The organism is Actinomadura kijaniata (assembly GCF_014138665.1).
Taxonomy (GTDB): Bacteria; Actinomycetota; Actinomycetes; order Streptosporangiales; family Streptosporangiaceae; genus Spirillospora; species Spirillospora kijaniata.
Map to the genome: position 1 here is coordinate 1 of NZ_JACJIA010000003.1, position 23,527 is coordinate 23,527.

The following is a 23,527-nucleotide window of genomic DNA, read 5'->3' on the forward strand; positions in this document are numbered from 1 at the left end:
AACGTCCCCACCAACGGATCAGCGGTGGGAAAGAACAACTTGTTGAACACCAGCGCCGCGGCGCTGCCGTACAGGAAGAAGTCGTACCACTCGATGGTCGTGCCGATCAGGCTGGCGCCGACCACGCGGCCGATGCCGCCCGAACGGGGCGGTCGAGGTGCGGAGACGGTGTCGTCGGTCATGGGATCGCTGCTTCCTGGGTCGCGGTGGGACCGGTGTGAGGGATGAACGGTCACGGGACGGGCGCTGGAAGTGATCTGAATCACGTGCGCGGCTGTGACAGGGAACGTTAGGTGCTGGCCGTATCAGGGGCTACGTGAACGACGCCCACATTTCGGCGCCGGACCAGTGGACGGACCACACACCGTTGACGGGGCGGAGCGCGGAAGGCCGGCGGGGACGGCCGCCCAGCTACCGCCTCTGGTGTGGGCGGCCGTCCGGTCCGTGCCCGTAGAGCCTTCGTGTCGTCGCCGTGGGATGGGTGAAGGCCCTACGGGCGGTCAGGGGTGATCAGGCGCCTCGGACGTGCTCGGGGACGGCGACCGGCGCGCCGGTCGCGGCCCTGACGTCGTCCGGGGTGACGCCGGGCGCGGTCTCCACGAGCCGCAGGCCCTCGGGGGTGACGTCCAGGACGCACAGGTCGGTGATGATCCGCTGGACGCAGCCGACGCCGGTGAGCGGCAGGGCGCACTCGGCGACGATCTTGGGGCTGCCGTCCCGCGCGGTGTGCTCGGTCAGGACCAGCACGCGGCGGGCGCCGTGCACCAGGTCCATCGCGCCGCCCATGCCCTTGACCATCTTGCCGGGGATCATCCAGTTGGCCAGGTCGCCGCGGGCCGAGACCTGCATCGCGCCGAGGACGGCGATGTCGATGTGGCCGCCGCGGATCATGCCGAACGACAGCGCCGAGTCGAAGAAGCAGGCGCCCGGCAGGACGGTGACGGTCTCCTTGCCCGCGTTGATCAGGTCGGGGTCGACCTCGTCGTCGGCCGGGTAGGGGCCGGTGCCGAGGATGCCGTTCTCCGAGTGCAGGACGATGCGCACGCCCGGCGGGAGGTGGTTGGGGATGAGCGTGGGCAGCCCGATGCCGAGGTTGACGTAGCTGCCGTCGGTGAGCTCGGCCGCGGCGCGGGCGGCCATCTGCTGGCGGGTCCAGGGCATCAGCGCGGGGTCCTCTCGGGGGCCGGTCCGGTGACGGTGCGGCGCTCGACGGGCTTGTCGGCGGCCTGCTCGGGGGTGAGCGCGACGACGCGCTGGACGAACACGCCGGGCAGGTGGACCTGGTCGGGGTCCAGCTCCCCCGGCTCGACCAGCTCCTCGACCTCGGCGATGGTGACGCGCCCGGCCATCGCGGCCAGGGGGTTGAAGTTGGCGGCCGAGCGGCGGAAGACCAGGTTGCCGTGCCGGTCGCCGCGGGCGGCGTGGACGAGGGCGAAATCGCAGGTGATCGCCGGTTCCAGGACGTACTCGCGGCCGTCGAACCGGCGGGTCTCGCGGCGCGGGGAGGCCACCGCCACCTCCCCCAGGGCGTCGTGGCGCCAGGGCAGGCCGCCGTCGGCGATCTGCGTGCCGACCCCGGCCGGCGTGTAGAAGGCGGGGACCCCCACCCCGCCGGCGCGCAGCCGCTCGGCGAGCGTGCCCTGGGGGATCAGCTCCACCTCCAGCTCACCGGCCAGGTACTGGCGGGCGAACTCCTTGTTCTCCCCCACGTAGGAGGCGGTGACGCGGGCGACCCGGCCCGCCGCCAGCAGGATGCCCAGGCCCCGGCCGTCCACGCCGCAGTTGTTGGAGACCAGCCGCAACCCGCCGGGGCCCCGCTCGTGCACGGCGCGGATCAGCGTTTCGGGAACGCCGCACAGCCCGAACCCTCCCACGGCCAGGGACGCCCGGTCCCCGATGTCGGCCACCGCTTCGGCGGCGGTCGCGATCACTTTGTCCATACGGGATCTCTCCATGTTCCGAGCGGTCATGAGGGGATGGGGGAAGGGGGCGCCCACGCGGGACCGGAAAGCGCGGCCTATGCTCTCGGGCGAGCGGGTCGCTGGAATGGGCGCCGAGACGCCGACCATTACAGAGCGCCGTTCCCGGAACCATCTATGGCGTTCGCCCACACAATTCGAAACTCCGGGTGGATTCCACTCACATTGCCGAGGGAAGCCCGCCTCCGGCGCCCGGGGCGCGTCACCGCCCGCTGAGGGCCGCGGATCCGCCCGGCGGGGCAGGGGCCGGTTCACACCCCGCGGGAACAGAGGTGTGAACCGGGCACATTGAACCGGTTCCACCCCCGGCCTAACGTGTGGATCCGGGGAGCCGCGGGGCTGCGGTCACCGCCGCGACAGGGCGGCCGACCAGCGGTCGGGCTCCATCATCGACCCACGGAACGGGGCTTGGCTCATGACTCGGTTCGGCATCGTCGGCGGCGGCCTCATGGGCCACGGGATCGCCGTAGCGCTAGCGAAGGCCGGCCACGATGTCGCCGTTCACGACGTGGATCCCCGGACCATGGCCACCTTCCACCACCGCGTCGGGCCGGCGCTGGCCCAGTGCGGGGTCCCGAGCTCCCGGTCCGGGCCGATCGGCGCCCGCATCACCACGGCGTCCACGCTGGACGGCGTCGCGCGGGAGGTGGACGTCATCGTGGAGGCGGTGCCCGAACGGCTGGAGGTCAAGCACCAGGTGCTGGCCGCGCTGGAGGCCGCCGCCGCGCCCGCGACGCCGATCTGGACCAACACCTCGGTCCTGTCGATCACACGCGTGGCCGAGGCGATGGCGCATCCCGGCCGGCTGGCCGGGGTGCACTGGTGGAACCCTCCCTACCTGATCCCGCTGGTCGAGGTCGCCCCGGGCGCCCACACCGACCCGCGCGTCCTGGACGACGCCTGCGACCTGCTCACCGCCATGGGCAAGACCACCGTGCGGCTGCGGCGCGACGTTCCCGGGTTCGTCGGCAACCGCCTGCAGTTCGCGCTGGTGCGCGAGGCGCTGCACCTGCTCGACCAGGGGGTGTGCGACCCGGAGACCATCGACACGGTCATGCGGTCCAGCCTGGGGCTCCGCTGGTCGGCCGTGGGCCCCATGGAGAACGCCGACTACATCGGCCTGGAGCTGACCCGCGACATCCTCCGCAACCTGGCGCCCCACCTGTCGACCGAGGGGGAGGCGTTCCCCAGCCTCGACAAGCCGCTGAACGAGGCCCGGAACGGGCGTTCCACCGGGGAGGGTCTACTGCCCTGGCCTCCGGGGAAGGAAACCGAGGTCGCGCGGCGTCTCGGCGCCGGAATCCGCCGCAACCTCGCCCGGCCGACGACGGTGCCGGGCTGAGGACGGCACCGAACAGACCCGACTTCACGATGAGGTGATGACGGTGGTCCCAGAGGATTCGTTTCTCCGGCTGCTTCTCGAGGACGCCGACGTCGACGCGTTCGACGCGCTGGTGGAGCGCGCGCGGGCGGCGGGGGCGTCCGCCGAGCGGCTGGCCCACCTGAAGCGGGAACGGGCCGTCGGGCTGCGGCTGCGCGAGCTGCTGGCCCGGCACCGCCGCAACGAGGCCGAGCTCCAGCTGCTCAACGACACCGCCAACGACCTGGCCTCCATGCGGGACCTGGACTCGATCCTGCAGGCGATCTCCGATCGCGCCCGCCGCCTGCTGGACTGCGACCTGGCCTACATCAGCCTCAGCGACCGCGATCGCGGGGACTGCTACATCAAGGCCGCCTCGGGCAACATCTCCGGGCTGCTGCACGAGCTGCGCCTGCCCCGGGGCACCGGGGTGGGCGGCATGGTCGCGCGCACCGGCGAGCCCTACAGCGTGCCCTCCTACATGGAGGACGAGTCGATCATCCGCACCCCCGAGATCGACCGCACCGTGATCGCCGAACGCATCGACTCCCTGGTCGGGGTGCCCCTGAAGATCAAGCAGGAGGTCATCGGGGTGCTGCTGGCCGCGCACCGGGGCATGCGCGCCTTCAGCGGCCACGACATCAGCGCGCTGGCGATGCTGGGCGCCCACGCGGCGGTCGCGATCGAGAACGCCCGGCTGCTGACCGCCTCACGGTCGGCGGTGGAGGACCTGCGGGTCGCCAACGCCACCATCGGCTCCCACATCAAGGACCTGGAACGCGCCGCCGACGTCCACGAGCGGCTCACCAAGCTGGTCCTGCAGGGCCGGGGGGTCGACGACGTGGCCCAGGCCACCGCCGACGTGCTGCCCGGCGAGGTGGTCGTGGTCAACGAGCACGGCGGGGTGGTCACCGCCACCGGCGCCGTCACCGCCACCGACGCCCAGGAGCTGGCCGCCGTCAGCGCCCGCGCCCGCGCCTCGGGCCACACCCTGGTCCAGGACGGCCGGTGCGCCGTCCCCCTGATCACCGAGTCCGAGGACCTGGGCGCGGTGGTGCTGCTCGGCCAGACGCCCATCGGCGACACCGACCGCCGCATCCTGGAGCGCGCGGCGCTGGCGGCCTCGCTGGTGCTGGTGACGCGGCGGCGCGTCGCCGAGGCGCAGGCCCGGGTCGGCGGCGAGCTGCTGGCCGAGCTGCTGGCCAGCGAACCCCACGACCTGGACCTGCTCCAGCACCGGGCCCGGATGCTCGGCGTCGACCTGGACGCCTGCCGCACCATGATCGTCGCCCAGACCGACGGGGCCTTCCACGAGGGCGTCCACACCATGACCGCGGCGCTGGCGCGCCGCCAGCGCGGCCTGGCCACCCACCACCAGGGGGCGGTGGTGCTGCTGCTGCCCGGCGAGGACGCGACCGCCGTCGCCCACGCCGCCGTGCGCGAGCTGGCCCGCGCCTGCCACCATCCGGTCACCGCGGGCACGGCGCGGGCCACCCACGTCACCCGGATCGCCGCCGCCCACGCCGAGGCCGCCCGGTGCATGCGCACGCTGCTGGCCCTCGACCGGGTCGGGGACATCGCCGACGCCCGCGATTTGGGGTTCGTGGGGACGCTGTTCAACGGGCGGCCGGACGTCCCCTCGTTCGTCCGCGCCACGATCGGCCCGGTCATGGACTACGACCGCGCCCACCGCTCCGAGCTGCTCCACACCCTCGAGGTGTTCTGCGCCAACAACCAGAACACCAGGAACACCGCCCAGATCCTCCACCTGCACGCCAACACCGTCACCCAGCGGCTGAACCGCATCACGCAGCTTCTGGGCGAGACGTGGCGGCAGGCCGACCACCTGCTGGAGATACAGATCGCGCTGCGCCTGCTCAAGGTCAGCCAGCAGGAGACCCCGCGGTGACCGGCGCGGTGACCGGCGCGCGGTGACCGCGGCGAGGGTCCGCGTTCAGCGGGGGTGCGCCGAGCGCCTCGGCCGGTGCCTGCCCCGCCGGGCCCGGTGGCTGGTGCGCGCCGCGGGGCGGGTCAGGTCGTGGCCGCGGGTCTCGACCGCCAGCGCGACCGCGACGCTGGTGATGGTCGCGGCGAGGCACAGGTAGAGGGCCACCGGGACGAAGGAGCCGTGGTCCTTGAGGAGCTTGATGGCGGTGACGGGGGCGAGGGCGCCGGCGAAGACGGAGGCCAGCTGCGCCCCGACCGACGCCCCCGAGTAGCGCACGGCGGTGTCGAACAGCTCCGCGATGAACGCGGCCTGCGGCCCGTACATCGCGCCGTGCAGCAGCAGCCCCACGGTGACCGCCAGCGTGATGGCGGCCGGGTCCCGGGTGTCGAGCAGGGCGAAGAACGCGAAGGACCACAGCGTCATGCCCACCGAGCCGACCAGGGTGACCGGCTTGCGGCCGACGCGGTCCGACAGCGCGCCCCACAGGGGGATGGCGACGAAGTGGACCGCCGAGGCGATCAGGACGGCGTTCAGCGCGGTGCTCTGGGGCAGGCGCAGGTGCGTGGTGATGTACACCAGCAGGAACGAGGTGAGCAGGTAGTAGGAGACGTTCTCCCCCACCCTGGCGCCGATCGCGGTGAGGACCTGGCGCCGTCCGGTGCGGAGCACCTCCAGCAGGGGCGCCCGCCGCCGGACGCCCCGCGCGGCCTCCGCCCTCGCCCTGGCCCGCGCCTGGAGGAAGATCGGCGTCTCCGACACCGACAGGCGCATCCACAGGCCGAGCAGCACCAGGGCGCCCGACAGCAGGAAGGGGATCCGCCAGCCCCAGCCCAGGAAGGCCGCCTCGGACTGGACGGCCACCAGCGCGGCCAGCACCCCGGTGGCCAGCAGGTTGCCGCCGGGCGCCCCGGCCTGCGGCCAGGCCGCCCAGAACCCGCGGTGCCGGTCCCCGCCGTGCTCGGAGACGATGAGCACCGCGCCGCCCCACTCGCCGCCGAGCGCGAACCCCTGGAGCAGCCGGAGCAGGCTCAGCAGGACCGGCGCCCAGACGCCGATCTCGGCGTAGGTGGGCAGCAGCCCCATCGCGAACGTGCAGCCGCCCATCAGCAGCAGGCTGCACACCAGCAGCCTCTTGCGGCCGAGCAGGTCGCCGAAGTGCCCGAACACCAGCCCGCCCAGCGGTCGCGCCACGAAGCCGAGCGCGTAGCTGGTGAAGGCCAGCAGCGTGCCGGTCATCGGGTCGGAGGCGGGGAAGAACAGCTTGCCGAACACCAGCGCGGCGGCGCTGCCGTACAGGAAGAAGTCGTACCACTCGATGGTCGTGCCGATCAGGCTGGCACCGACCACGCGGCCGATCCCCCCGGGGGGTGCGTGCCTGCCTCCGGCGAGGGATCGCGCCCGCGCCACGAGATCACCGTCGTCTTTCCGCCGGTCGTGCCAGGGCATGGGGCGTCGGGCGGGGCGTGGTCCCTCTCCCCCGCGCCGATGCCCTTCCCTTCCGGCGCGTCGAGCACGGCCGAGGCGACGGCCGCGTTCACGGTCAGGGTCTGGGTGTTTCCCCGTACGGGCCCGTCACGGCCCGCCGGTGCTGGGCTGCGGCCGGGCCGGGGGGATCGTCACCCGGCCCGGCCACAGGTCTGGAGGTGTTCCGCGGGTCAGGCCCGCGGTGCCCGGTCAGGCGCGGGTGCCGCCGATGACGTGGTGGGGGTGGGGTGCGGCATCGAATTCTCCTATCCGTCGGCGCCCGCATGAGGGAAACGAATCACGCGGCTCGGTCGGGCGGACGGAAGGCCAGGGGTGGGCCCGAGTTGGTTCCAAATTAGAAACCCGGGATTCACCGGCCGCTATGGGGATCGGCCCCACTCTTTTCGGCCGGACATGTGCGCCGTGCCGGTTGGCGGCCGTCACGCCGCGATTCCGGCACCGTCATCGATCATGGCCGGGGCGGCGGAGAGGGCTCGGTCAGCACCGACAGGACCGTCCTCGTCACGACGTCGCCGGCGTCCTGCGCCGCCAGGCGGCCCGCGCGGAGCTGTTCGGCCGCCCCGTGCAGGATGTACTGCACGACGTTGACCAGCCAGTCGGTCGGCAGGTCGGTGCGGAAGACGCCCTGCCGCCGCCCGCGGCGGATCAGGTCGGCCATGCGCCGGGCCGGCTCGTCGTGCAGCTCCCGCACCCGCCCCGCGGGCAGCGCCTCCTCGGCGGCGGCCAGCAGGGCCGCGGACTCGGCCACCAGTTCCCAGCTCGGCGCCAGCAGGCGGGTCATGGCCTGGCGGGGGTCCCCGGTCAGGTCCAGGGCCGACAGGGTCCGCTCGCCGTCGCGCAGCGCGTCGGTGAGCGCGGCCTCGACCAGGTCGGCCCGGGTGCGGAAGTGCCCGTACAACGTCATCCGCCCCACGCCCGCGGCCTTGGCGATGTCGTCGACGGTGGCGCCGGGGACCGAGCTCAGGCAGGCGCGCGCGGCGGACACGATGCGGGCGATGTTGCGTTCGGCGTCGGCGCGGCGCCTGCCGCGGACGGTGGGTTCGGCCATGCCGTCACCCTATCTCGTACTCACGGATACGAGTTATAGTCCTCCCATCAACTCGTACATGAGAGTACGAGTTACTGCGTGGAGGGATCCGATGACCCGACAGTCAGCAGAACGGGCGGGCCAGGCACCGCCGGACGGGCCGCACCCGGCGCGGTGGCGCATCCTGGGCTTCCTCGGGGTGGCGCAGCTGATGCTGATCCTGGACGTCACCGTCGTGGCGATCGCGCTGCCCCACATCGAGACCGACCTCGGGCTCAGCCGCGAGGCGCTGACCTGGACGGTCAGCGCCTACACCCTCACCTTCGGCGGGCTGATGCTGCTCGGCGGCCGGATCACCGACCTGCTGGGCGCCAGGCGCGTCGTGCTCGCCGGGCTGCTGGTGTTCACCGCGGCGTCGCTGGCCACCGGGCTGGCGGGATCGGCGGGGACGCTGGTGGGCGGCCGTGTCGCCCAGGGGGTCGGCGCGGCGCTGCTGTCACCGGCGGCGCTGTCGCTGGTGGTGGCGCTGTTCGACGGCCAGGAGCGCAACAAGGCGCTGGGCGTGTGGTCGGCGCTCGGCGGCGGGGGCGCCGCGCTCGGCGTCCTGCTCGGCGGCGCGCTGACCGCCGGTCCCGGCTGGCCGTGGGTGTTCCACGTCAACGTCCCCATCGGGCTGGTGATCGCCGGGGCGCTGGCGGTCCTGCTCCCGGCGCGGCGGGTGGCCGCGGCGCGGCCCGGGCTCGACGTCGTCGGCGCGGTGGTGGTGACGGCGTCCTCGGCGTCGTTGATCTACGCGCTCATCGCCGCCGGTGAGCACGGCTGGCTCACCGCGCTCACCGGGGGTCTCGCGGCGGCGGCCGCCGTCGGCTACGCATTGTTCGTGGCGTGGCAGCGGCGGGCGCGCTCGCCGCTGATGGACGTGCGGCTGCTGGCCCGGCGGCCCGTGGCCACCGGCGCGTTCCTGATCTGGATGGCCACCGCGCTGATGATCGCGGTGTTCTTCCTCGGCACCTTCTACTTCCAGCACGCCCGCGGCTACGGCGCGATGCGCACCGGGCTGCTGTTCCTGCCGGTGGCGCTGGCGACGATGGCCGGGGCGGACCTGACCGGACGCGTGATCGGCCGCCGGGGCGCGCGCACGCCGGCCGTGGCGGGACCGGCGATCGCGGCGGCCGGCATGGCCGTCCCGGCGTTCTGGACGCATCCGGTCGGCGTCGTGGCCGGGGTGACCGTCGCGGCGGCGGGCACCGGCGCGATGTTCGTCGTCGCCTCGGCGACCGCGCTCGGCCAGGTGGCGCCGCACGAGGCGGGGATCGCGTCGGGCATCGTGAGCACCTTCCACGAGTTCGGCGCCTCCTTCGGCGCCGCGGTCGTGTCCAGCGTCGCGGCCGCCAGCCTCGTCGGCACCACGCTGAGCGGCTTCACCAGGGGGTTCACGGTGGCCGCCGTGGCAGCGGCGGCCGGCGCGATCGCCGCCGCGCTGATGACCCCCGGCCGTCAGGACGCTCCTCCCCCGGCGACCGCCGCCCCCGGGGAGGTCTAGGAACGCGGCTGGGCCGACCACACTCCGGCCTGGAACGGGGACGGGCTTGACCCTGACACCGTGTCAGGCGGGACGGTGCCGGGCATGGACGTCACCTACATCGGCTCCGGGCCGTACTGCTACGCCAACTCCCTCGCGATGCTCCTGGGCGGCGAGGCGCCGCCGCCCGCCGTGATCGAGGTCCTGACGGGCTCCCCGTACGGGATGGAGCTGATCGGCGGCCGGCTGCCGCTGTTCGACCCGTTCGGCTGGGATCCCGAGATCGGGCTCGACGCCGCGATCGGCCTGCTCGGCTGGGAGTGCGAGCGCGTGGACGGGGGGACGGCCGCGGAGGCGCTCGACCGGCTGCGCCGGGCCGTCGCGGCCGGTCCGGTGCTGGCCGGGCCGCTGGAGATGGGCCTGCTGGCCTTCCAGCCCGGGTCGGGCAAGGCGGTCGGCGCCGACCACTACCTGGTGGTGCTGGAGGTGGGCGACGGCACCGTGCTCGTGCACGACCCGCAGGGCTACCCGTACGCCACGCTTTCGGTCGACGCCTTCGCCGAGGCGTGGCGTGGCGAGTCGGTCGCCTATCTGGACCGGCCGTTCCGGATGCGGCACCGGTTCGTCCGGCGCGAGCGGGTCGGCCCGGAGGAGGCGTTGCGGCGGTCCCTGCCCGCCGGGCTGGCCTGGCTGGGCGGCCGGACGGACGTGGCGGTCCCGCCCGGCACGCTGGGGCAGGCCGAGGCCGCCGAGCGCACGGCCGAGCTGGTGGAGGCGGGGCTGGATCCCGAGATCAGGGGGCTGTGGGAGGCGTTCGCGGTGCGGGTGGGCGCCCGCCGCCTCAACGACCTGGCGGCCTGCCTGTCGTCCCTCGGCCTCGACGCGGGCGCGGCCGTCGCCGCGGAGCAGGCCCGCATCGTCGGTGGCTTGCAGGGTCCGCTGGTGGCGGGTGACGACGTCGCGGTCGCGGCGGGCCTGCGCCGCCTGGCTCCGACGTACGAACGCCTGCGGGCCGTCCTGTCCCGATGAAGCCGCGGATAACGAACGAGCGTGACATGTCCGCCTCGCGACAGCGTTTCGTGAATACGGATCACTTGGCGGAGCGTGGAGGCCGTGCTGACGCGGTCTCGTTGCCCAACTGAGAGCACGGTCGTGGCACGGCAGGCGGCGGATCCGCGTCGGGTCGGCCATGATGGACCCGATGAACGCGCAGTACCAGGGTGGTCACGAGAACGGTCCGTCGTCGGCGCAGGACGGTGCGGAGGACGTGGTGGCCCGGCTGAAGGCCGAGGTCGCCGCCGCGGTGACCTCGCTGCGCCGCCAGGTCACGCAGTTGCGCGCCCTGACCGCCGAGGGCGAGGCGGCGCGGCGTCCGGCGTCCGCGCCCGATGCCGCCGAATGACCGGCGGGCCGGGCCCGCGCGTCAGGTGCCGTTCCGGTCGGCGGCGGGCAGCGCGGGCGGTGGCTGCCGGTGCCGTGAGCGTGGCGCGCGGAGGGGCTACCGTGACGCGGCGCGGGCGAGGGACCCGTGCGGCATGTCCCAGCCCTCGGCGAGCCTGGACGGGTGCACCACCCGCCCCTCGCCGAAGAACTCGCAGAACTTCATGATCAGCGGGTCCCAGGCGAGCGGGTCCACGTGGCCCGTTCCGGGGATGACGAGCTCCTCCTCGACGTGGGCGCGGAGGACCTCCACGTGGAAGGCGGTGGCGCTGACGGAGGGACCGGCGAACGGGTGGTGCGCGACCAGGCGGCACTCCAGCTGGATCGGGCACTCCGCCACCCGGGGCGGGGCGACCAGCTCCGACTCCTGCTCGGTCAGTCCGGCGGCGGAGAACTTGTCCGGCTCGTAGCGGTATCCCTGCGCGGCCTTGTGGTCGGGCACGACCGGCCTTCCCGTCGTCAGCGCGAGCCGGTCGACGGCGCCGGCCATCGAGGACGAGGGCAGGTTCAGCACGCACTCCCGTTCACGCAGCAGGTTCGCCGCGGTCTGGGCGCTGTCGCCCAGGCCGAGCATGCAGTGCCGTCCCAGCCACCACGCCGAGGACATGGGGGCCAGGTTCGCCGTGCCGTCCTCGTTCCGCGAGCTGATCAACACCACCGGGGTCCCGAAGTACAGCACCTTGAGACCGGGGACCACGTGCATTCCTCCGCCTTTCCTCGAAAGCCTCGCCGGACGGGCCCGTCGCCGCGTACGGGCCCGTCCGACCCTCCCTCCCGGTGGGCCGGGCGCGCTGGCGGGAATCCGACCGGACGTTCTCCGCGGCGTCAGCGCGAGGCCACGGCCTCCGGCGCGGACGGCTCCCCCGCGGTGGGCGCCGGCGCCGCCGCGCGCGGCAGCGCGAGCGTGACGAGCAGGCCGACGACCATTCCGGCCGCGGTCAGCAGGACCACGACGGACTGCCCGTGCGCGGTGGCGGCGCGCAGCGCCTCGCCGGTCCTGCCCTCGGTGCCGAGGTCGGCGAGGACGGTGAGGACCGCGAGCCCGATGGCGTTGCCGATGTTGAGGGCGGTGGACGCGATCCCGTTCGCGACGCCCTGCTCGCGCGCGGCCGTGCCGGTCGCCGCGGCGATCCACATGGCCGTCCAGACGACGCCCTGCCCGACGCCGGAGACGACGAGGCCGGGCACGAGCAGCCCGTACCCGGCCTCGGGGGCGAAGCCGGGCGCCATCGCGGCCGTGCCCACGGCCCCGACGCCGAAGCCGATCAGCAGCGTCGCGCGGGTGCCGATCCGGGTGGCGAGCCGCTCGCCGAGCTGGGTTCCGGCGGCGATCGCGAGCGAGGGGACGAGGAAGGCCAGCCCCGTCCGCAGGGCGCCGTAGCCGTGCACGCCCTGCATGAGGACGGTGAGGAAGTAGGGCAGGACGCCGAACGTCGCCATGTAGAGGAACGTGACGCCGGTCCCGACGGTCAGGCTGGGGTTGCGGAACAGCCGGAAGGGCATCAGCGGGTCGGCGCTGCGCCGTTCGATCACCGCGAACGCCGCCAGCAGGGCCAGGGCGAGCACGGACGCGCCGGTCACCGGCGGGCTCGTCCAGCCCAGCTCGGGCCCTTCGACGAGGGCGAACACCAGCAGCGTCGCGCCGCCGGTGACGGTCAGCGAGCCCGGCAGGTCGAACCGCCGCCGTTCCCGGCGCGCCGGGCCACGGGGGATGACCGCCAGGGCCGCCAGCGCGACCAGCCCGGCGAGCGGGACGTTGACGTAGAAGACGGCCGGCCAGCCGAAGTTCTCGGTGAGCACGCCGCCGAGCAGCGCGCCGATGGTCAGGCCGCTGGCGCCGGCGCCGCCCCAGACCGCGAGCGCGCGGTTGCGCGGCGGCCCCTCGGCGAACAGCGTGTTGATCAGTGAGAGCGTGGCGGGCAGCAGCAGCGCCCCGCCGACGCCCTGCACGGCGCGGGCGGCGATGATGACGGCCGGGCCGCCCGCCAGGCCGCCCGCCAGCGACGAGACGGCGTACAGCGCCAGGGCGAGCACGAAGACGCGGCGGCGGCCCAGCAGGTCGGCCGCGCGGCCGCCGAACAGCAGGAAGCCCCCGGCGAACACGACGTAGGCGCTGACCACGAGCTGCTGGGTCTGGCCCGGGAAGCCCAGGTCGGAGCCGATCTCGGGCAGCGCGACGAACACGATGTCGAGGTCCAGCGCGTAGATGAGCTGGGCCAGCGCCAGCAGGGCCAGGGTCCAGCCCGGCCGGTGTCCGGCGGCCTGTCTCTGCGGAACGGACATGCGGATGCGCCCTCCACGGGATGGGGGGTCGGCGGGGACGCCGCCGACGTACGACTGTACGCATACTTGCGTACAGTCGTACGAACGGCAACCGTTCGCGGCGGATTGTTCGTCAGTAGTAGTACGGTGGGACCGTGAGGTACCGGCATCCCGACCGCGACCAGATCCGGATCGACGGCGTCCTGTCGGCCCTGGGCCATCCGGTGCGGCTCGCCGCCGTTCGCGTACTGGACCAGGGCGGGCGGCGCAACTGCGGCAGCGTCCTGGAAGCCCTCGGCGTGGCGGCGAAGTCGACGATGACGCACCACTGGCGCGTCCTGCGCGAGAGCGGCGTCATCCGGCAGGAGCCGTCCGGCCGGGAGAACCTGCTCACCCTGCGCCGCGACGACCTCGACGCCCGGTATCCGGGCCTGCTGGACGCCGCTCTCGCCGGCGCCCGCACCGACGGGGCGGAGCCCTCGGACGCTCCGTCCACGTCGGGCGGTGACGCGCGTTCGACCACGGGCGACAGGCCCCGCCCGCAAGCCGGACCCGGTTCGACGCGCTGATCGAGCGGTTTCCAGCAACCGCCACGGAGTGGCGGAAGCCCTCCCACCCACCTCCGGCGGAATCGGCGCGCCGCACGGCCGCCGGGCCGGTCAGCCCCCCTTCGACCGGGCGCGCCGGGCGCATCGACGCGCTGATCGAGCAGCTTCGGGCGATCGCGACGGGGCGACGGAGGCCGCCAGGCCGGTCAGTCCTCCTTCGGCTGGGCGCGCCGGGCGTAGGCGCGGGCGGCGCGGGCGCGGTCGCCGCAGCGGACCGAGCACCAGTGCCGGCGGCCGTGGCGCAGCAGGTAGCGGTTGCAGGGCGCCGAACCGCAGGCGGTGAGGCGCTCGGCGTCGGGGCCGGTGAGGAGGTCGGCCGCGTTGGCCGCGAGGACGGCGAGCGCGCGGTCGAGGATCTCGTTGGTGGGACACGGGACCGCCCGGTAGGGGCCGTCCTTGTCGTCCCAGTACAGCAGGGGGGCCGTGGGGGCCCTGGTCAGCGCGTCGTTGACGGCCGCCAGGGCGGCGGGCAGGGCGGGCACCCCGGCGACGCGGGAGGCGAACAGTCCCCTGACCTGCTCGCGCAGCGAGCGCAACTGCGTCGCGCACATCTCCTGCACCCCGGCGTCCTCCGGGGCGAGCCCGCGTTCGGCGAGCCACCGGTTCACCGCCGCCGGAGTGCCGAGGAGGTCGACGAACTGCCCGCCGGGCAGCGCGATGACGCTGTTGACGAAGTCCAGGGCGAGGTACTGCTCCGCCCCCGGAGCGGGGGGCAGCACGGAATCGGCGGTCGGGGGCTCGCTCATGCTCCTCATGGTACGGGTTGCGTTCATCCATGAGAAACAACTACGGTCACTTCACGGTTGAACAAGCACCAATCCGTGAGGAGATCCCTGTGTCCTCTGCCGACCCCACCGGCGGGCGGTTCCCCGTCCGCGTCTTCGGCGGCCCGACCGCCCTGTTCGAGTACGGAGGGCTGCGCTTCCTCACCGACCCGACCTTCGACGCCCCCGGCGACTACCACCAGGGGGGCCGCAAGATCCTGACCAAGACCGCCCCCGCCGCGGGCGGCCCCGCCGACCTCGGCCGCGTCGACGTGGTCCTGCTCTCCCACGACGAGCACCCCGACAACCTCGACGTCTCCGGCCGGGCGCTGCTCGCGGACGTCCCGCTCACCCTCACCACGCCCGGCGGCGGGCGGCGCCTGGGCGAGGGCGCCCGGGGGCTGGCCGACTGGGAGTCGGTCGAGCTGGACCGCCCCGGCGGCGGCACGGTCACCGTGACCGGCGTGCCGGCCGTCCACGGGCCCGGCCCGCGCGAGGAGGTCGAGCCGGTCACCGGCCAGGTCGTCGGGTTCGTCCTGACCGGGCGGGACCTGCCCACGGTCTACGTCAGCGGCGACAACGCCTCGCTCGACGCGGTGCGGGAGATCGCCGACCGGTTCGGCCCGGTGGACACCGCCGTCCTGTTCGCCGGGGCGCCCCGCTTCCCCGTCCTGTTCGACGGCGCGCTCATCGTGCTCGACAGCGCCCAGGCCGTCGAGGCCGCGCGGATCCTCGGCGCCCGCCGGGTGGTCCCCGTCCACTACGACGGCTGGGCCCACTTCACCGAGGGCCGCGCCGAGCTGGTGGCCGCCTTCACCGCCGCCGGGCTGGCCGACCGGCTGGACCTGGGCGACCGGGGCTGACCGGACGGGCCGGGCCCTCCCGCCCGGCCCGCCGGGTCCGCCCGCCGTGACCACGGCGCCGTCCGGCCGGATCGCGCCCACCGAAAGAGCTGATCTCGTGACGAGTACCGTGCCCGGCCGGGCGGAGGCCCCGCCGCGCTCCCGGGAGCAGCGCCGCGTCCTGACCGTCCTGGTCGCCGCCCAGATCCTCAGCGGCGCCGGGCTGGCGGCCGGGGTGACCGTCGGCGCCCTGCTCGCGCAGGACATGCTCGGCTCCACCGGCCTCGCCGGCCTGCCCAGCGCGCTGGGCACCGCCGGGTCCGCGCTGGCGGCCGTCGCCGTCGGCCGCCTGTCCCAGGCCCGGGGCCGCCGCCCCGGCCTCGCCGCCGGATACCTGGCCGGCGCCGCCGGCAGCGCGGGCGTCGTCGCCGCCGCCGTCGTGGGCAGCCCCGTCCTGCTGTTCCTCGCGCTGTTCGTCCACGGGGCCGGAACGGCCACCAACCTGCTGGCCCGCTACGCCGGAGCGGATCTGGCCGCCCCCGCCCACCGCGCCCGCGCCGTGTCCACCGTGCTGGTCGCCACCACCCTGGGCGGCGTGGCCGGTCCCGGTCTCGCCGCTCCCGCCGGGCACCTCGCCCACGCCCTCGGCCTCCCCCGCCTGACCGGGCTGTTCCTCCTCGCCGGCGTCGCCTACGCGACGGCCGCCCTGGTCCTGGTCGTCTGGCTGCGTCCCGACCCGCTGCTGCTGGCCCGCGACCTGGAGGCCGAACGCGCCGCCACGGCGCACGCGCCGCCGGAGGAGCGGCCGCGTCCGGCGTCCGGAAGCCGCCGCTCCGGCGTGCTGGCGGGCACGCTGGTCATGGCGCTCACCCAGCTCGTCATGGTCGCGATCATGACGATGACGCCCGTCCACATGCACGGCCACGGCCACGGCGCCGCCGCCTCCGGCCTCGTCATCGCCCTCCACCTCGGCGCGATGTACCTGCCCTCGCCCCTGACCGGCCGGCTCGTCGACCGCCACGGCCCCCGCGCGGTCGCCGCCGCCTCCGGGCCGGTCCTGCTGGCCGCCGGGGCCGTCGCCGCCGTCGCCCCCGACGGCTCGGTCGCCCCGCTCGCGGTGGCGCTCGCGCTGCTGGGGCTGGGCTGGAACCTCGGTCTCGTCACCGGCACCGCGATCGTCACCGACGCCGTCCCGCCGGCCACCCGCGCCCGGGTCCAGGGCCTGGCCGACGTGGTCGTCGCCATCGCGGGGGCCACCGGCGGCATGGCCTCGGGCCTCGTCGTCGCCGTCGCCGGGTACCCGGCCCTGGCCCTCGGCGGCGGCGTCCTGGCGCTGGCCATCGTGCCGGCGGCCGTCGCCGCCGAACGCGGCCGATGAGCACGGCCCCTTCGGCCACGACGGCGAACGGCGGTGCGGACCGGCCGGTCACCGGCCCGACCCGGCGCCGGTCGTGGCCGACGCCCGGGATCCGCGCGGAGCCTGATCATCGTGGTCTTGCCCGCGCTCTCCGAAGGCCGTCGGAGACAGGACCGCCGATCGGGATTCCCGGCAGATCCACGCCCCTCCCGCGCCGGCGACGGCCCCCTTCAGCGGGCTGTCACGGGTCACGGGCGGCCTTATCGGCGGCCGCCGCGCGGTACCGCTGTCGAGTTCGAAGGTGAATATCGCCAAATTCGGGCATAGGGGGTGCGGCAGCTCAGACAAGGAGGACGGACAGTGACCGTTACCGGCATCATCACCGCGATCGTCATCGGTGCGATCATCGGCGCGCTCGGACGGCTGGCGCTGCCGGGGCGGCAGCCCATCGGCATCCTGCTGACCATCGGCGTCGGCATCGTGGCCGCGCTGCTCGGCACCGCGATCGCCCAGTCGGTCGGCGTCGCCACCACCGACGGCATCGACTGGATCGAGCTGGTCTTCCAGATCGGCCTGGCCGCCGTCGGCGTCGCCGCCGTCGCCGCGTTCCGGCGACGGGGCCACGGCACCCACCGGTGACGGAACGCGAAGCGGCGGCGCGGAGCCGAGGCTCCGCGCCGCCGCTTCGCGTTCGGCGGCGCGCCGCCTCACTCCTCGGTCAGCACGATCACCCGGTCCGAGGCGGTGAGGGTGAAGGGCGCGGCCTTGTCGGGGTTGAGGACGACGCCGTAGTCGGGCGGCTGGTGGAAGCGGCCGCCGAGCCGGTATCCGAGCGCGGTCTCGCCGCGCCGCCGGGCCGCCTCGATGAGGGTGGCGAAGTTGGCGGTCACCCCGGGCCGCAGGTAGGCGGGGGCGGGCTTGAGGTAGATCTCGGCGCCCTCGGGGGACAGCAGCTCCATGAACACGTCGTAGAGGTGCCGGTCCTCGCTGACCTGGGCGAGGACCTGGTTGATGAGCTTGTCGCTGACCACGAAGTCGTCGGCCTTGGTCACCACCGCGATCTCCCGGTTGGTCTCGTCGTTGATCTCGCTGACGATCGAGTAGGGGTCGCCGAGCCGCTCGGCCATGTCCCGCAGGTGCAGCAGCGTGACCAGGGTGCGGGCGTCGGAGTGCTCGGGGGGAAGGTCGAGGTCGGCCAGCACGATGATGCTCTGGTAGGAGCCGACGTCCAGGCCCTCCAGGCTGGGGCGGTCGGTGGGCGCGCACCGGGTGAAGCCGAACGTCGTGTTGACGGGCCGGGGCAGGTCCGCGGTCGGGTCGGGGCGGTCGGCGGCGACGTGCAGCGTCGAGCCGGGGCGGGCGAAGCCGTCCAGCTGCCTGATGATCTCGGGGGCGCGGTGGTTCCAGCCGATCAGCAGCGTGCGCTCGGGAAGGCGGCGGCCGGGGCCCGGGGCGGCGATGGCGTCCTCGACGACGGGCGGCGCGGCGCGGGACGCCAGCTTGATCAGCACGTCGTCCTCGGCCAGCACGATGACCTTGTCGTCGGACCGGGCGACGGTGTCCATCGGCGGGTTCAGCGTGACCGCGCCGTCGGCGTGCCGGAACCCGATGGGGACGCCGAGCTCGTAGGCGTCCAGCAGCCGCCCGAACGTGCGTCCGGCCAGCGCGGGCTCGGCGTGCAGGTACAGCTCGTGGCCCTCGAAGTCGAGCAGCTCGGTGAAGACCGCCGACAGCCCGGCCTCGCGGTGGGACTGCACGATGAGCCGGATCGCCAGGTCGTCGGCGTCGATCACCTGGGCGGCCGGTCCGGCGGCCAGCCGGGCGGCGGGCAGGTTGGTCGAGTCGTGCATGGCCGCGATCACGTGCGGCCGGTGGTCGGGCTCCCAGGTGCGCGCGCCCAGGGCCAGCAGCACCTTGATCACATGGGTGTCGGGGTCGTCGACGGGCGGGGACAGCACCACGATCGAGCGGGCCGTGGCGGGGCTGACCAGTTCCAGGTCGGCGACCTTGAGCGGGTCGCCGCGGCGGCAGATGACCTTCGTGCGGCCGGTGCCGCCGATCCGGGCGCGGATGGCCTCCTCCATGTCGACGCGGTCGCGGTCGGCCAGGATCGCCACATACGAGCTGCTCCGGCTCTTGTTGGCCTCCACCAGCTCGGCGACCACGGTGAACACGTGCTCCGACCAGCCCAGCAGGACGGTGTGGTCGCGTTCGATGATGCGCGACCGCCCCTTGCGCAGTTCGGCGATCTTGTTCTCCAGGCCGGTGGTCAGCACGCCGATCAGGGCGCTGACGATGAAGATCCCGCCGACCGTCGCCGTCAGCATCAGCGCCAGGTAGGGGCCGCTGCCCCGGTCGTCCCCCATCGTGCCGGGGTCGAGCGTGCGCAGCAGGCTCCGCCAGACCACGCCCGGCCAGTGGCCGTTGTCCCGCGTGTCCCGGGGCGCGATCAGCACGGCCGCCGACGCGACGGTCAGCACCAGCGCCAGCGACGCCAGCCCGAGCCAGCCGATGAGGGCGGGGGTGCCCTTGGCCATCGTGTTGTCGAACCAGTACCGGAGACGCTCCCGGACGCCGACGCGGCTCACCGGACGCCCCCGGCGCGGACGCGGAACCCCGGACTCCGAGTTCGCCATGCCCCGTTCCCGCCCCCTCTGTGACCGGGGCGCCAATCTACTGCAAAGATCACGCCAAGAAGGGGCGGCCGGTGATGCGCCCGGCCCGGCCGGCTGGACATCACCCGCGACGCCCGCCGCCGCCAGGCGTTCGGCGTGAGCGGCCACCACTGCCCGGGGCGGCCGTCACGTGGTGACGGCCGCCCCGGGGCGGGAGCGGCCGTCAGCGGTCGTGCGGCGGGACGCGGCCGTCAGTGGCGGGACCGCGACGAGCGGACGTGCGAGCCGATGACGATCACGCTGCCGGCCCCCAGGACCAGCAGCGACAGGACGACGAGCCAGTTGACCGACGCGCCGGTGCGGGGCAGGCCCTGGACCGGCGCGCAGGCGCCGTCCGGCTGCTGGGCCCGGGTCATCCCGGGCGGGCACGGCGACGGCGCCGGGTCGACCGGGGCGGGCTTGGACGTGGGCGTGGGCTTGGGCGTCGGCGTGGGCTTGGGCGTCGGCTTGGGCTTGGGCGTGGGCTTGGACGTCGGCTTGGACGTGGGCGTGGGCTTGGGCGTGGGCGTGTTGGCCGGTTCCGTGCGCCTGGCGGGCTGCGGACGGTGGGGCTGGGTGACGTGGCGGGTCTTGGGCGTGGCCTCCGCCTTGGTGACCGCGGCCTCGTCGCGCTCCTTGGCCCGGGTGGCCACCGCCTTCTGCGGCTTGACCGGCTTGGGCCGCGCCACCACGAACGACGCGCGCGACCTCGCGGTGCGCCCCCCGTAGGTGAGGACGGCGGTGTTGGTCAGCCGTTTCCCGGGGCGGGCCTTCTTGTCCACCACCGCGGCGATCGCGACGGTCATCGAGCCGCGGTACCGCAGGTGGGCCCACCGGCACCGCACCACGGTCCGGGCCGCCCGGCAGCCCCGCGCCCGCGCGGACGTGGCCGAGACCCCCTCGGGCAGGCGGTCGGTCAGCCGCACGTTGTAGGCGGGCACGAGGCCGACGTTGCGGATGACGACGGTGTAGGTGATCCGTTGACCCGGCAGCGGCGTGCGGTCCGACACCCGCTTGGACACCTTCAGTCGCGGTGGGGTCGGCGCTCCGTCGGCGGGCGCGGCCGCCGTGGCGGCCGCCGGAAGGGCGAACAGGGTGGCCGCCGAGACCAGGGAAGCGGTGGCGGCGCGTTGCTGTGAGCGTCGGGTGACGCGCATATGGAGGTTCCCATCGTGCTGGACCGGCAGAGATGCGGAAGGTCGACGCGGCGATCCGACCTCGTGGGAGGCCGCCACGACTACTCTCTGTATTCATGCGTTCCGGCGTGGTCTTCGGCAACAGGGCACGCGCGGACGGCGGGTCCCGATCGGGCAAATTCGAGTTCCAGAGCCGGTCCGGCGCCGGCCGCCACGCCCTCGAAGTCCGTTCTGACCGTAGAGTTCTCACGCGCGCGTGCTGCTGGTGGAGACGGGCCGGACGTGTGCCGCGAGCCCGCTAGGCGGCCGGGCCGCCGGGGTCGGGGAGCCATGCCGTGACGTCCACGTCGCGGACGTGCACGGGCTCGGAGAGCACCACGCCGGTGGTGGTGTCGCCCAGCTCGGCGAGGCGTTCGATGACCTGCTCCAGGTGCGGGGCGTCGCGGACGGCGATCGCCAGCTCGTAGCAGTTCTCCCCCGTGACGTGGGCGCACGACAGCACGTTCCCCATCGCCAGCAGCCGGTCCCGCAGGTCCCGCGCGCTCCCGACCGAGCGGTGGCGCGGGCGGAGCGAGACGTGCGCCCGCAGGCCGAGTCCCAGCCGGGCGAGGTCGAGGTGGGCGCCGTAGCCCCGGATCACCCCGGAGTCCTCCAGCCGCCGCACCCGCTCGGCGACGGCGGGGCGGCTGAGCGAGACGCGGCGCCCCAGCTCGGCGAGGCTGACGCGGGCGTCGCGGGACAGCTCGCGGAGGATCGCCAGATCCACCGCATCCACGTTCGACGATCCGGAGACGGACACGCGGTATCACCTTCCAACCGTCGGTTCCGGCGGCGATATCCCGTCGTTGTGCCATGGGCGGACGGGTGGTCGCAGCCTACTGTGATCGTCCGTGAGAGCCACTGTTCTGGAGGCGGCCGGGCAGGTCCGTCTCGCCGACGTCCCCGACCCGGTGATCGAGCGGCCGGGCGACGCCCTGGTGAGGGTGGTCCTCGCCGCCGTGTGCGGGTCCGACCTGTGGCCGTTCCGGGGGCGGGAGCCGTTCACGCCGGGCGACCGCATGGGCCACGAGTGGATCGGGGTCGTGGAGGAGACCGGCGCGGACGTCGGGCGCCTGCGCCCGGGCGACCTCGTCCTCGCGCCGTTCGCCTTCGCCGACGGCGCCTGCGGGCCGTGTCGCGACGGGCTGTTCACCTCGTGCCCCGACGGGGGCTTCTGGGGCGGGCGCAACGACGGCGGGCAGGCCGAGGCCGTGCGCGTCCCGTTCGCCGACGCCACCCTCGTGCCGGTGCCCGGGGGCGCCGACGACGGGCTCCTCCGGCGGCTCCTCCCGCTGACCGACGTGATGGCGACCGGCGTCCACGCCACCGTCCTGGCCGACGTCCGGCCTGGGTCGGCGGTCGTGGTGATCGGGGACGGCGCCGTCGGGCTCTGCGCCGCCCTCGCCGCCCGCCGGGCCGGGGCCGAGCGGATCTTCCTGGTCGGCCGCCACCCCGGCCGCGCCGACCTGGCCCGGCGCATGGGCGCGACCGACGTCCTGGACGCCGGCGACCCCGCGACCGCCGCGTTCGTCCGGGAGGAGACCGGGGGCGGCGTCCGCGGCGTCGTCGAGTGCGCGGGCACCCAGTCCGCGCTGGACCTCGCGCTCGACCTGGTCCGGCCCGGCGGCGTCATCGGCTCGGTCGGCGTCCCCAACGGCGTGGACGGCGTGGACCTCTACCGGCTGTTCCGCCAGAACATCGCCCTGCACGCCGGGGTGGCGCCGGTCCGCCGCTATCTGGAGCCCCTGCTGAAGGAGGTCCTCGCCGGGCGGTTCGACCCGTCGCCGGTGCTCTCGGCCGAGCTGCCCCTGCGCGACGTCGCCCACGCCTACCGGGCCATGGACGCCCGGCAGGCGGTCAAGGTGGCGGTCCGTCCCTGAGCCTCAGGGTTCCTGGCGGAAGACGATCGCGGCGCCCAGGGCGGCGGCGGACGGCACGAACACCTCCCCCGCGCCGGTCCGGGCGGTCGGGACGTCGTGGTCGCGGAGGAGCCGTTCGGTGGCGGTGATGTCGCGCACCGCCACCGTGTAGGCGGCGAACGCCGGCAGGGCGGCCGGGCGTTCGCCGGGGAGCAGGTCGCCGAGCGCGGACGCGGCCACGAGGGTGACGTTCGCGCGGCCCTCCCGCGGCTCGCCGAGGTAGGCGCCGTAACGCTCCCTCACCTCGGGCACCTCCCGGTCGGCGACGCAGAGCACGCATCCGACCAGGCCGGTCGCGCCGTTGGGATGGTCGGTGCCCCGCGGGTCCTCGACCGGGGCGTTCTCGGCGAACCCGACCCTGCCCTCCGGCACGCGCCCGGGAGGCAGGCCGGGGGCGGAGATCTCCAGGTAGCGGGCGGGCTCCATCACCGTCCCCGCGGCGGTCTCGACCGGGCGCTGGACGGCGTGCACGCCGCCGTGGGGCACGCCGGCCGCGGTCAGGCGCGCGGCGACGGCGTCGATGTCCGGGGTGTCGACGATCGCGATGTGGAGGCCCTGGAAGCGCCGCAGGAACGACGCGATGTTGTCGGTGGTGGCGCGGATGACGGCCGCGAGGCCCGGCAGCTTCCCGTCCGGCACCCGGAGCGGGAGCGGGCGGGCCCCGGCCGGCGTGCGGTCGGGGTCGATCACGGCCACCAGCTCGACGAAGTCGCGGGGGAAGTACACGTGGGCGTTGGCCACCCCGCACGGCCCCTCCCCCGGAAGGACGGGGTAGGCGGGCGGGGACACGGTGAAGCCGAGCCTGCGGTACCGCTCCGTCGCCGTGTCCATGTCGTGGACGACGTGTCCGACGTGGTGCAGGCCCTCGATGTCGCCCATGGGGGCCACCTCCGTTGCCAAAATTCTGGTAGTTACTGTCACTTGAGAGTAAACCATCATCATTGGGTGCGACAGAAGAGCGAGTCTCCACGCGAGCACAAGAGGGTGGGACGGCCGGATGCGGCCAAAAGGGCGGCTTGTTCGACGAAGATGATCTATGTCACGGTGATCGCGAGTTCGATCGGCGATCTTCGGCAGGACCGGTCGCCCGCTGACGCACCTCTCGCACGAGAAGGGCACGCCCATGAACGTCGTCCTCCTGCGTCCCCCGCCCGCCCGCCTCCCCGACGACGTCCGCGCCTGACG

The 23,527-nt window shown here is 74.4% G+C and carries 21 protein-coding genes and 1 pseudogene; 10 read left to right on the forward strand and 12 right to left on the reverse strand.

All coding sequences use genetic code 11. From position 1 onward, the window contains the following. From HNR61_RS12075 to HNR61_RS12085, 3 genes and pseudogenes are all read right to left on the reverse strand, one after another. Positions 1-182 (reverse strand): annotated as a pseudogene (locus HNR61_RS12075) (MFS transporter); the annotation flags it as partial. A gap of 328 nt (positions 183-510) precedes the next feature. Further along, positions 511-1,161, reverse strand: coding sequence for a 3-oxoacid CoA-transferase subunit B (locus tag HNR61_RS12080; protein ID WP_182843242.1), 651 nt, complete (start codon positions 1,159-1,161; stop codon positions 511-513). Beyond that, positions 1,161-1,940: a CoA transferase subunit A gene (locus tag HNR61_RS12085; protein WP_182843243.1), complete on the reverse strand. Its 780-nt coding sequence runs from the start codon at positions 1,938-1,940 to the stop codon at positions 1,161-1,163. The genes HNR61_RS12080 and HNR61_RS12085 overlap by 1 nt, the downstream gene beginning before the upstream one ends. Positions 1,941-2,394: 454 nt before the next feature. Here HNR61_RS12085 and HNR61_RS12090 point away from each other — a divergent pair, with 454 nt between their 5' ends. Both HNR61_RS12090 and HNR61_RS12095 read left to right on the forward strand, forming a co-directional pair. Further along, positions 2,395-3,321, forward strand: coding sequence for a 3-hydroxyacyl-CoA dehydrogenase family protein (locus HNR61_RS12090; protein WP_182843244.1), 927 nt, complete (start codon positions 2,395-2,397; stop codon positions 3,319-3,321). A 37-nt stretch (positions 3,322-3,358) separates the two neighbouring features. Further along, on the forward strand, positions 3,359-5,248 hold the full coding sequence (locus HNR61_RS12095; RefSeq protein WP_182843245.1) for a helix-turn-helix domain-containing protein: 1,890 nt from the start codon (positions 3,359-3,361) through the stop codon (positions 5,246-5,248). A gap of 45 nt (positions 5,249-5,293) precedes the next feature. Here HNR61_RS12095 and HNR61_RS12100 read toward each other — a convergent pair whose 3' ends face one another. Then, positions 5,294-6,634, reverse strand: coding sequence for an MFS transporter (locus HNR61_RS12100; protein WP_312897866.1), 1,341 nt, complete (start codon positions 6,632-6,634; stop codon positions 5,294-5,296). A 586-nt stretch (positions 6,635-7,220) separates the two neighbouring features. Continuing rightward, the gene (locus HNR61_RS12105; RefSeq protein WP_182843247.1) at positions 7,221-7,820 is read right to left on the reverse strand and encodes a TetR/AcrR family transcriptional regulator; all 600 of its coding nucleotides are present in this window, start codon (positions 7,818-7,820) and stop codon (positions 7,221-7,223) included. Positions 7,821-7,911: 91 nt separating this feature from the next. Between HNR61_RS12105 and HNR61_RS12110 the strand changes: the two genes are divergently transcribed. From HNR61_RS12110 to HNR61_RS12120, 3 genes are all read left to right on the forward strand, one after another. Further along, positions 7,912-9,342: an MFS transporter gene (locus HNR61_RS12110; RefSeq protein ID WP_182843248.1), complete on the forward strand. Its 1,431-nt coding sequence runs from the start codon at positions 7,912-7,914 to the stop codon at positions 9,340-9,342. A gap of 84 nt (positions 9,343-9,426) precedes the next feature. Then, complete coding sequence (locus HNR61_RS12115) at positions 9,427-10,350, forward strand: YobF C-terminal domain-containing protein (protein WP_182843249.1); 924 nt, start codon at positions 9,427-9,429, stop codon at positions 10,348-10,350. A gap of 172 nt (positions 10,351-10,522) precedes the next feature. Next, positions 10,523-10,723, forward strand: a complete 201-nt coding sequence (locus HNR61_RS12120; protein ID WP_182843250.1) for a hypothetical protein — start codon at positions 10,523-10,525, stop codon at positions 10,721-10,723. Positions 10,724-10,819: 96 nt separating this feature from the next. Here HNR61_RS12120 and HNR61_RS12125 read toward each other — a convergent pair whose 3' ends face one another. Continuing rightward, positions 10,820-11,464 carry a flavin reductase gene (locus HNR61_RS12125; protein ID WP_182843251.1) on the reverse strand — a complete coding sequence of 215 codons (645 nt, stop codon included), beginning with the start codon at positions 11,462-11,464 and terminating at the stop codon, positions 10,820-10,822. 122 nt (positions 11,465-11,586) lie between these two features. Continuing rightward, entirely contained in the window at positions 11,587-13,044 is a 1,458-nt protein-coding gene (locus HNR61_RS12130; protein WP_182843252.1) for an MFS transporter, read from the reverse strand. A gap of 134 nt (positions 13,045-13,178) precedes the next feature. Between HNR61_RS12130 and HNR61_RS12135 the strand changes: the two genes are divergently transcribed. Then, the gene (locus HNR61_RS12135; RefSeq protein ID WP_182843253.1) at positions 13,179-13,592 is read left to right on the forward strand and encodes an ArsR/SmtB family transcription factor; all 414 of its coding nucleotides are present in this window, start codon (positions 13,179-13,181) and stop codon (positions 13,590-13,592) included. 185 nt (positions 13,593-13,777) lie between these two features. Here HNR61_RS12135 and HNR61_RS12140 read toward each other — a convergent pair whose 3' ends face one another. Continuing rightward, positions 13,778-14,377: an ABATE domain-containing protein gene (locus tag HNR61_RS12140; RefSeq protein ID WP_220509283.1), complete on the reverse strand. Its 600-nt coding sequence runs from the start codon at positions 14,375-14,377 to the stop codon at positions 13,778-13,780. 89 nt (positions 14,378-14,466) lie between these two features. Here HNR61_RS12140 and HNR61_RS12145 point away from each other — a divergent pair, with 89 nt between their 5' ends. The 3 genes from HNR61_RS12145 to HNR61_RS12155 all read left to right on the forward strand — a co-directional run bounded on the left by HNR61_RS12145 (position 14,467) and on the right by HNR61_RS12155 (position 17,233). After that, entirely contained in the window at positions 14,467-15,258 is a 792-nt protein-coding gene (locus HNR61_RS12145; RefSeq protein ID WP_312897868.1) for an MBL fold metallo-hydrolase, read from the forward strand. Between the two features lie 97 nt (positions 15,259-15,355). After that, positions 15,356-16,615, forward strand: a complete 1,260-nt coding sequence (locus HNR61_RS12150; RefSeq protein WP_312897869.1) for an MFS transporter — start codon at positions 15,356-15,358, stop codon at positions 16,613-16,615. Between the two features lie 339 nt (positions 16,616-16,954). Beyond that, on the forward strand, positions 16,955-17,233 hold the full coding sequence (locus HNR61_RS12155; RefSeq protein ID WP_067828776.1) for a GlsB/YeaQ/YmgE family stress response membrane protein: 279 nt from the start codon (positions 16,955-16,957) through the stop codon (positions 17,231-17,233). A 68-nt stretch (positions 17,234-17,301) separates the two neighbouring features. Here the strand turns inward: HNR61_RS12155 and HNR61_RS12160 are convergent, their stop codons facing one another. The 3 genes from HNR61_RS12160 to HNR61_RS12170 all read right to left on the reverse strand — a co-directional run bounded on the left by HNR61_RS12160 (position 17,302) and on the right by HNR61_RS12170 (position 21,150). Further along, a complete protein-coding gene (locus HNR61_RS12160; protein WP_182843255.1) occupies positions 17,302-19,230 on the reverse strand; it encodes a CASTOR/POLLUX-related putative ion channel in 1,929 nt (642 codons plus the stop codon). A gap of 230 nt (positions 19,231-19,460) precedes the next feature. Further along, the gene (locus HNR61_RS12165) at positions 19,461-20,405 is read right to left on the reverse strand and encodes a DUF11 domain-containing protein (RefSeq protein WP_182843256.1); all 945 of its coding nucleotides are present in this window, start codon (positions 20,403-20,405) and stop codon (positions 19,461-19,463) included. A 277-nt stretch (positions 20,406-20,682) separates the two neighbouring features. Then, entirely contained in the window at positions 20,683-21,150 is a 468-nt protein-coding gene (locus HNR61_RS12170) for an Lrp/AsnC family transcriptional regulator (RefSeq protein ID WP_312897870.1), read from the reverse strand. Positions 21,151-21,274: 124 nt separating this feature from the next. Between HNR61_RS12170 and HNR61_RS12175 the strand changes: the two genes are divergently transcribed. Continuing rightward, the gene (locus HNR61_RS12175) at positions 21,275-22,303 is read left to right on the forward strand and encodes a zinc-binding dehydrogenase (protein WP_182843257.1); all 1,029 of its coding nucleotides are present in this window, start codon (positions 21,275-21,277) and stop codon (positions 22,301-22,303) included. 3 nt (positions 22,304-22,306) lie between these two features. On the opposite strand, the gene HNR61_RS12180 is transcribed toward HNR61_RS12175, so the two are convergent. After that, on the reverse strand, positions 22,307-23,221 hold the full coding sequence (locus tag HNR61_RS12180; protein WP_182843258.1) for a VOC family protein: 915 nt from the start codon (positions 23,219-23,221) through the stop codon (positions 22,307-22,309). Positions 23,222-23,527 lie beyond the last annotated feature (306 nt).

Bases quoted from the DNA above. Each gene is read 5' to 3' on its own strand.
- HNR61_RS12115 (WP_182843249.1), top strand. From the start codon at position 9,427: ATGGACGTCACCTACATCGGCTCCGGGCCGTACTGCTACGCCAACTCC.
- HNR61_RS12090 (WP_182843244.1), top strand. From the start codon at position 2,395: ATGACTCGGTTCGGCATCGTCGGCGGCGGCCTCATGGGCCACGGGATC.
- HNR61_RS12180 (WP_182843258.1), bottom strand. From the start codon at position 23,221: ATGGGCGACATCGAGGGCCTGCACCACGTCGGACACGTCGTCCACGAC.
- HNR61_RS12110 (WP_182843248.1), top strand. From the start codon at position 7,912: ATGACCCGACAGTCAGCAGAACGGGCGGGCCAGGCACCGCCGGACGGG.
- HNR61_RS12085 (WP_182843243.1), bottom strand. From the start codon at position 1,940: ATGGACAAAGTGATCGCGACCGCCGCCGAAGCGGTGGCCGACATCGGG.
- HNR61_RS12125 (WP_182843251.1), bottom strand. From the start codon at position 11,464: ATGCACGTGGTCCCCGGTCTCAAGGTGCTGTACTTCGGGACCCCGGTG.
- HNR61_RS12140 (WP_220509283.1), bottom strand. From the start codon at position 14,377: ATGAGCGAGCCCCCGACCGCCGATTCCGTGCTGCCCCCCGCTCCGGGG.
- HNR61_RS12130 (WP_182843252.1), bottom strand. From the start codon at position 13,044: ATGTCCGTTCCGCAGAGACAGGCCGCCGGACACCGGCCGGGCTGGACC.
- HNR61_RS12120 (WP_182843250.1), top strand. From the start codon at position 10,523: ATGAACGCGCAGTACCAGGGTGGTCACGAGAACGGTCCGTCGTCGGCG.
- HNR61_RS12105 (WP_182843247.1), bottom strand. From the start codon at position 7,820: ATGGCCGAACCCACCGTCCGCGGCAGGCGCCGCGCCGACGCCGAACGC.
- HNR61_RS12095 (WP_182843245.1), top strand. From the start codon at position 3,359: ATGACGGTGGTCCCAGAGGATTCGTTTCTCCGGCTGCTTCTCGAGGAC.
- HNR61_RS12165 (WP_182843256.1), bottom strand. From the start codon at position 20,405: ATGCGCGTCACCCGACGCTCACAGCAACGCGCCGCCACCGCTTCCCTG.
- HNR61_RS12160 (WP_182843255.1), bottom strand. From the start codon at position 19,230: ATGGCGAACTCGGAGTCCGGGGTTCCGCGTCCGCGCCGGGGGCGTCCG.
- HNR61_RS12080 (WP_182843242.1), bottom strand. From the start codon at position 1,161: ATGCCCTGGACCCGCCAGCAGATGGCCGCCCGCGCCGCGGCCGAGCTC.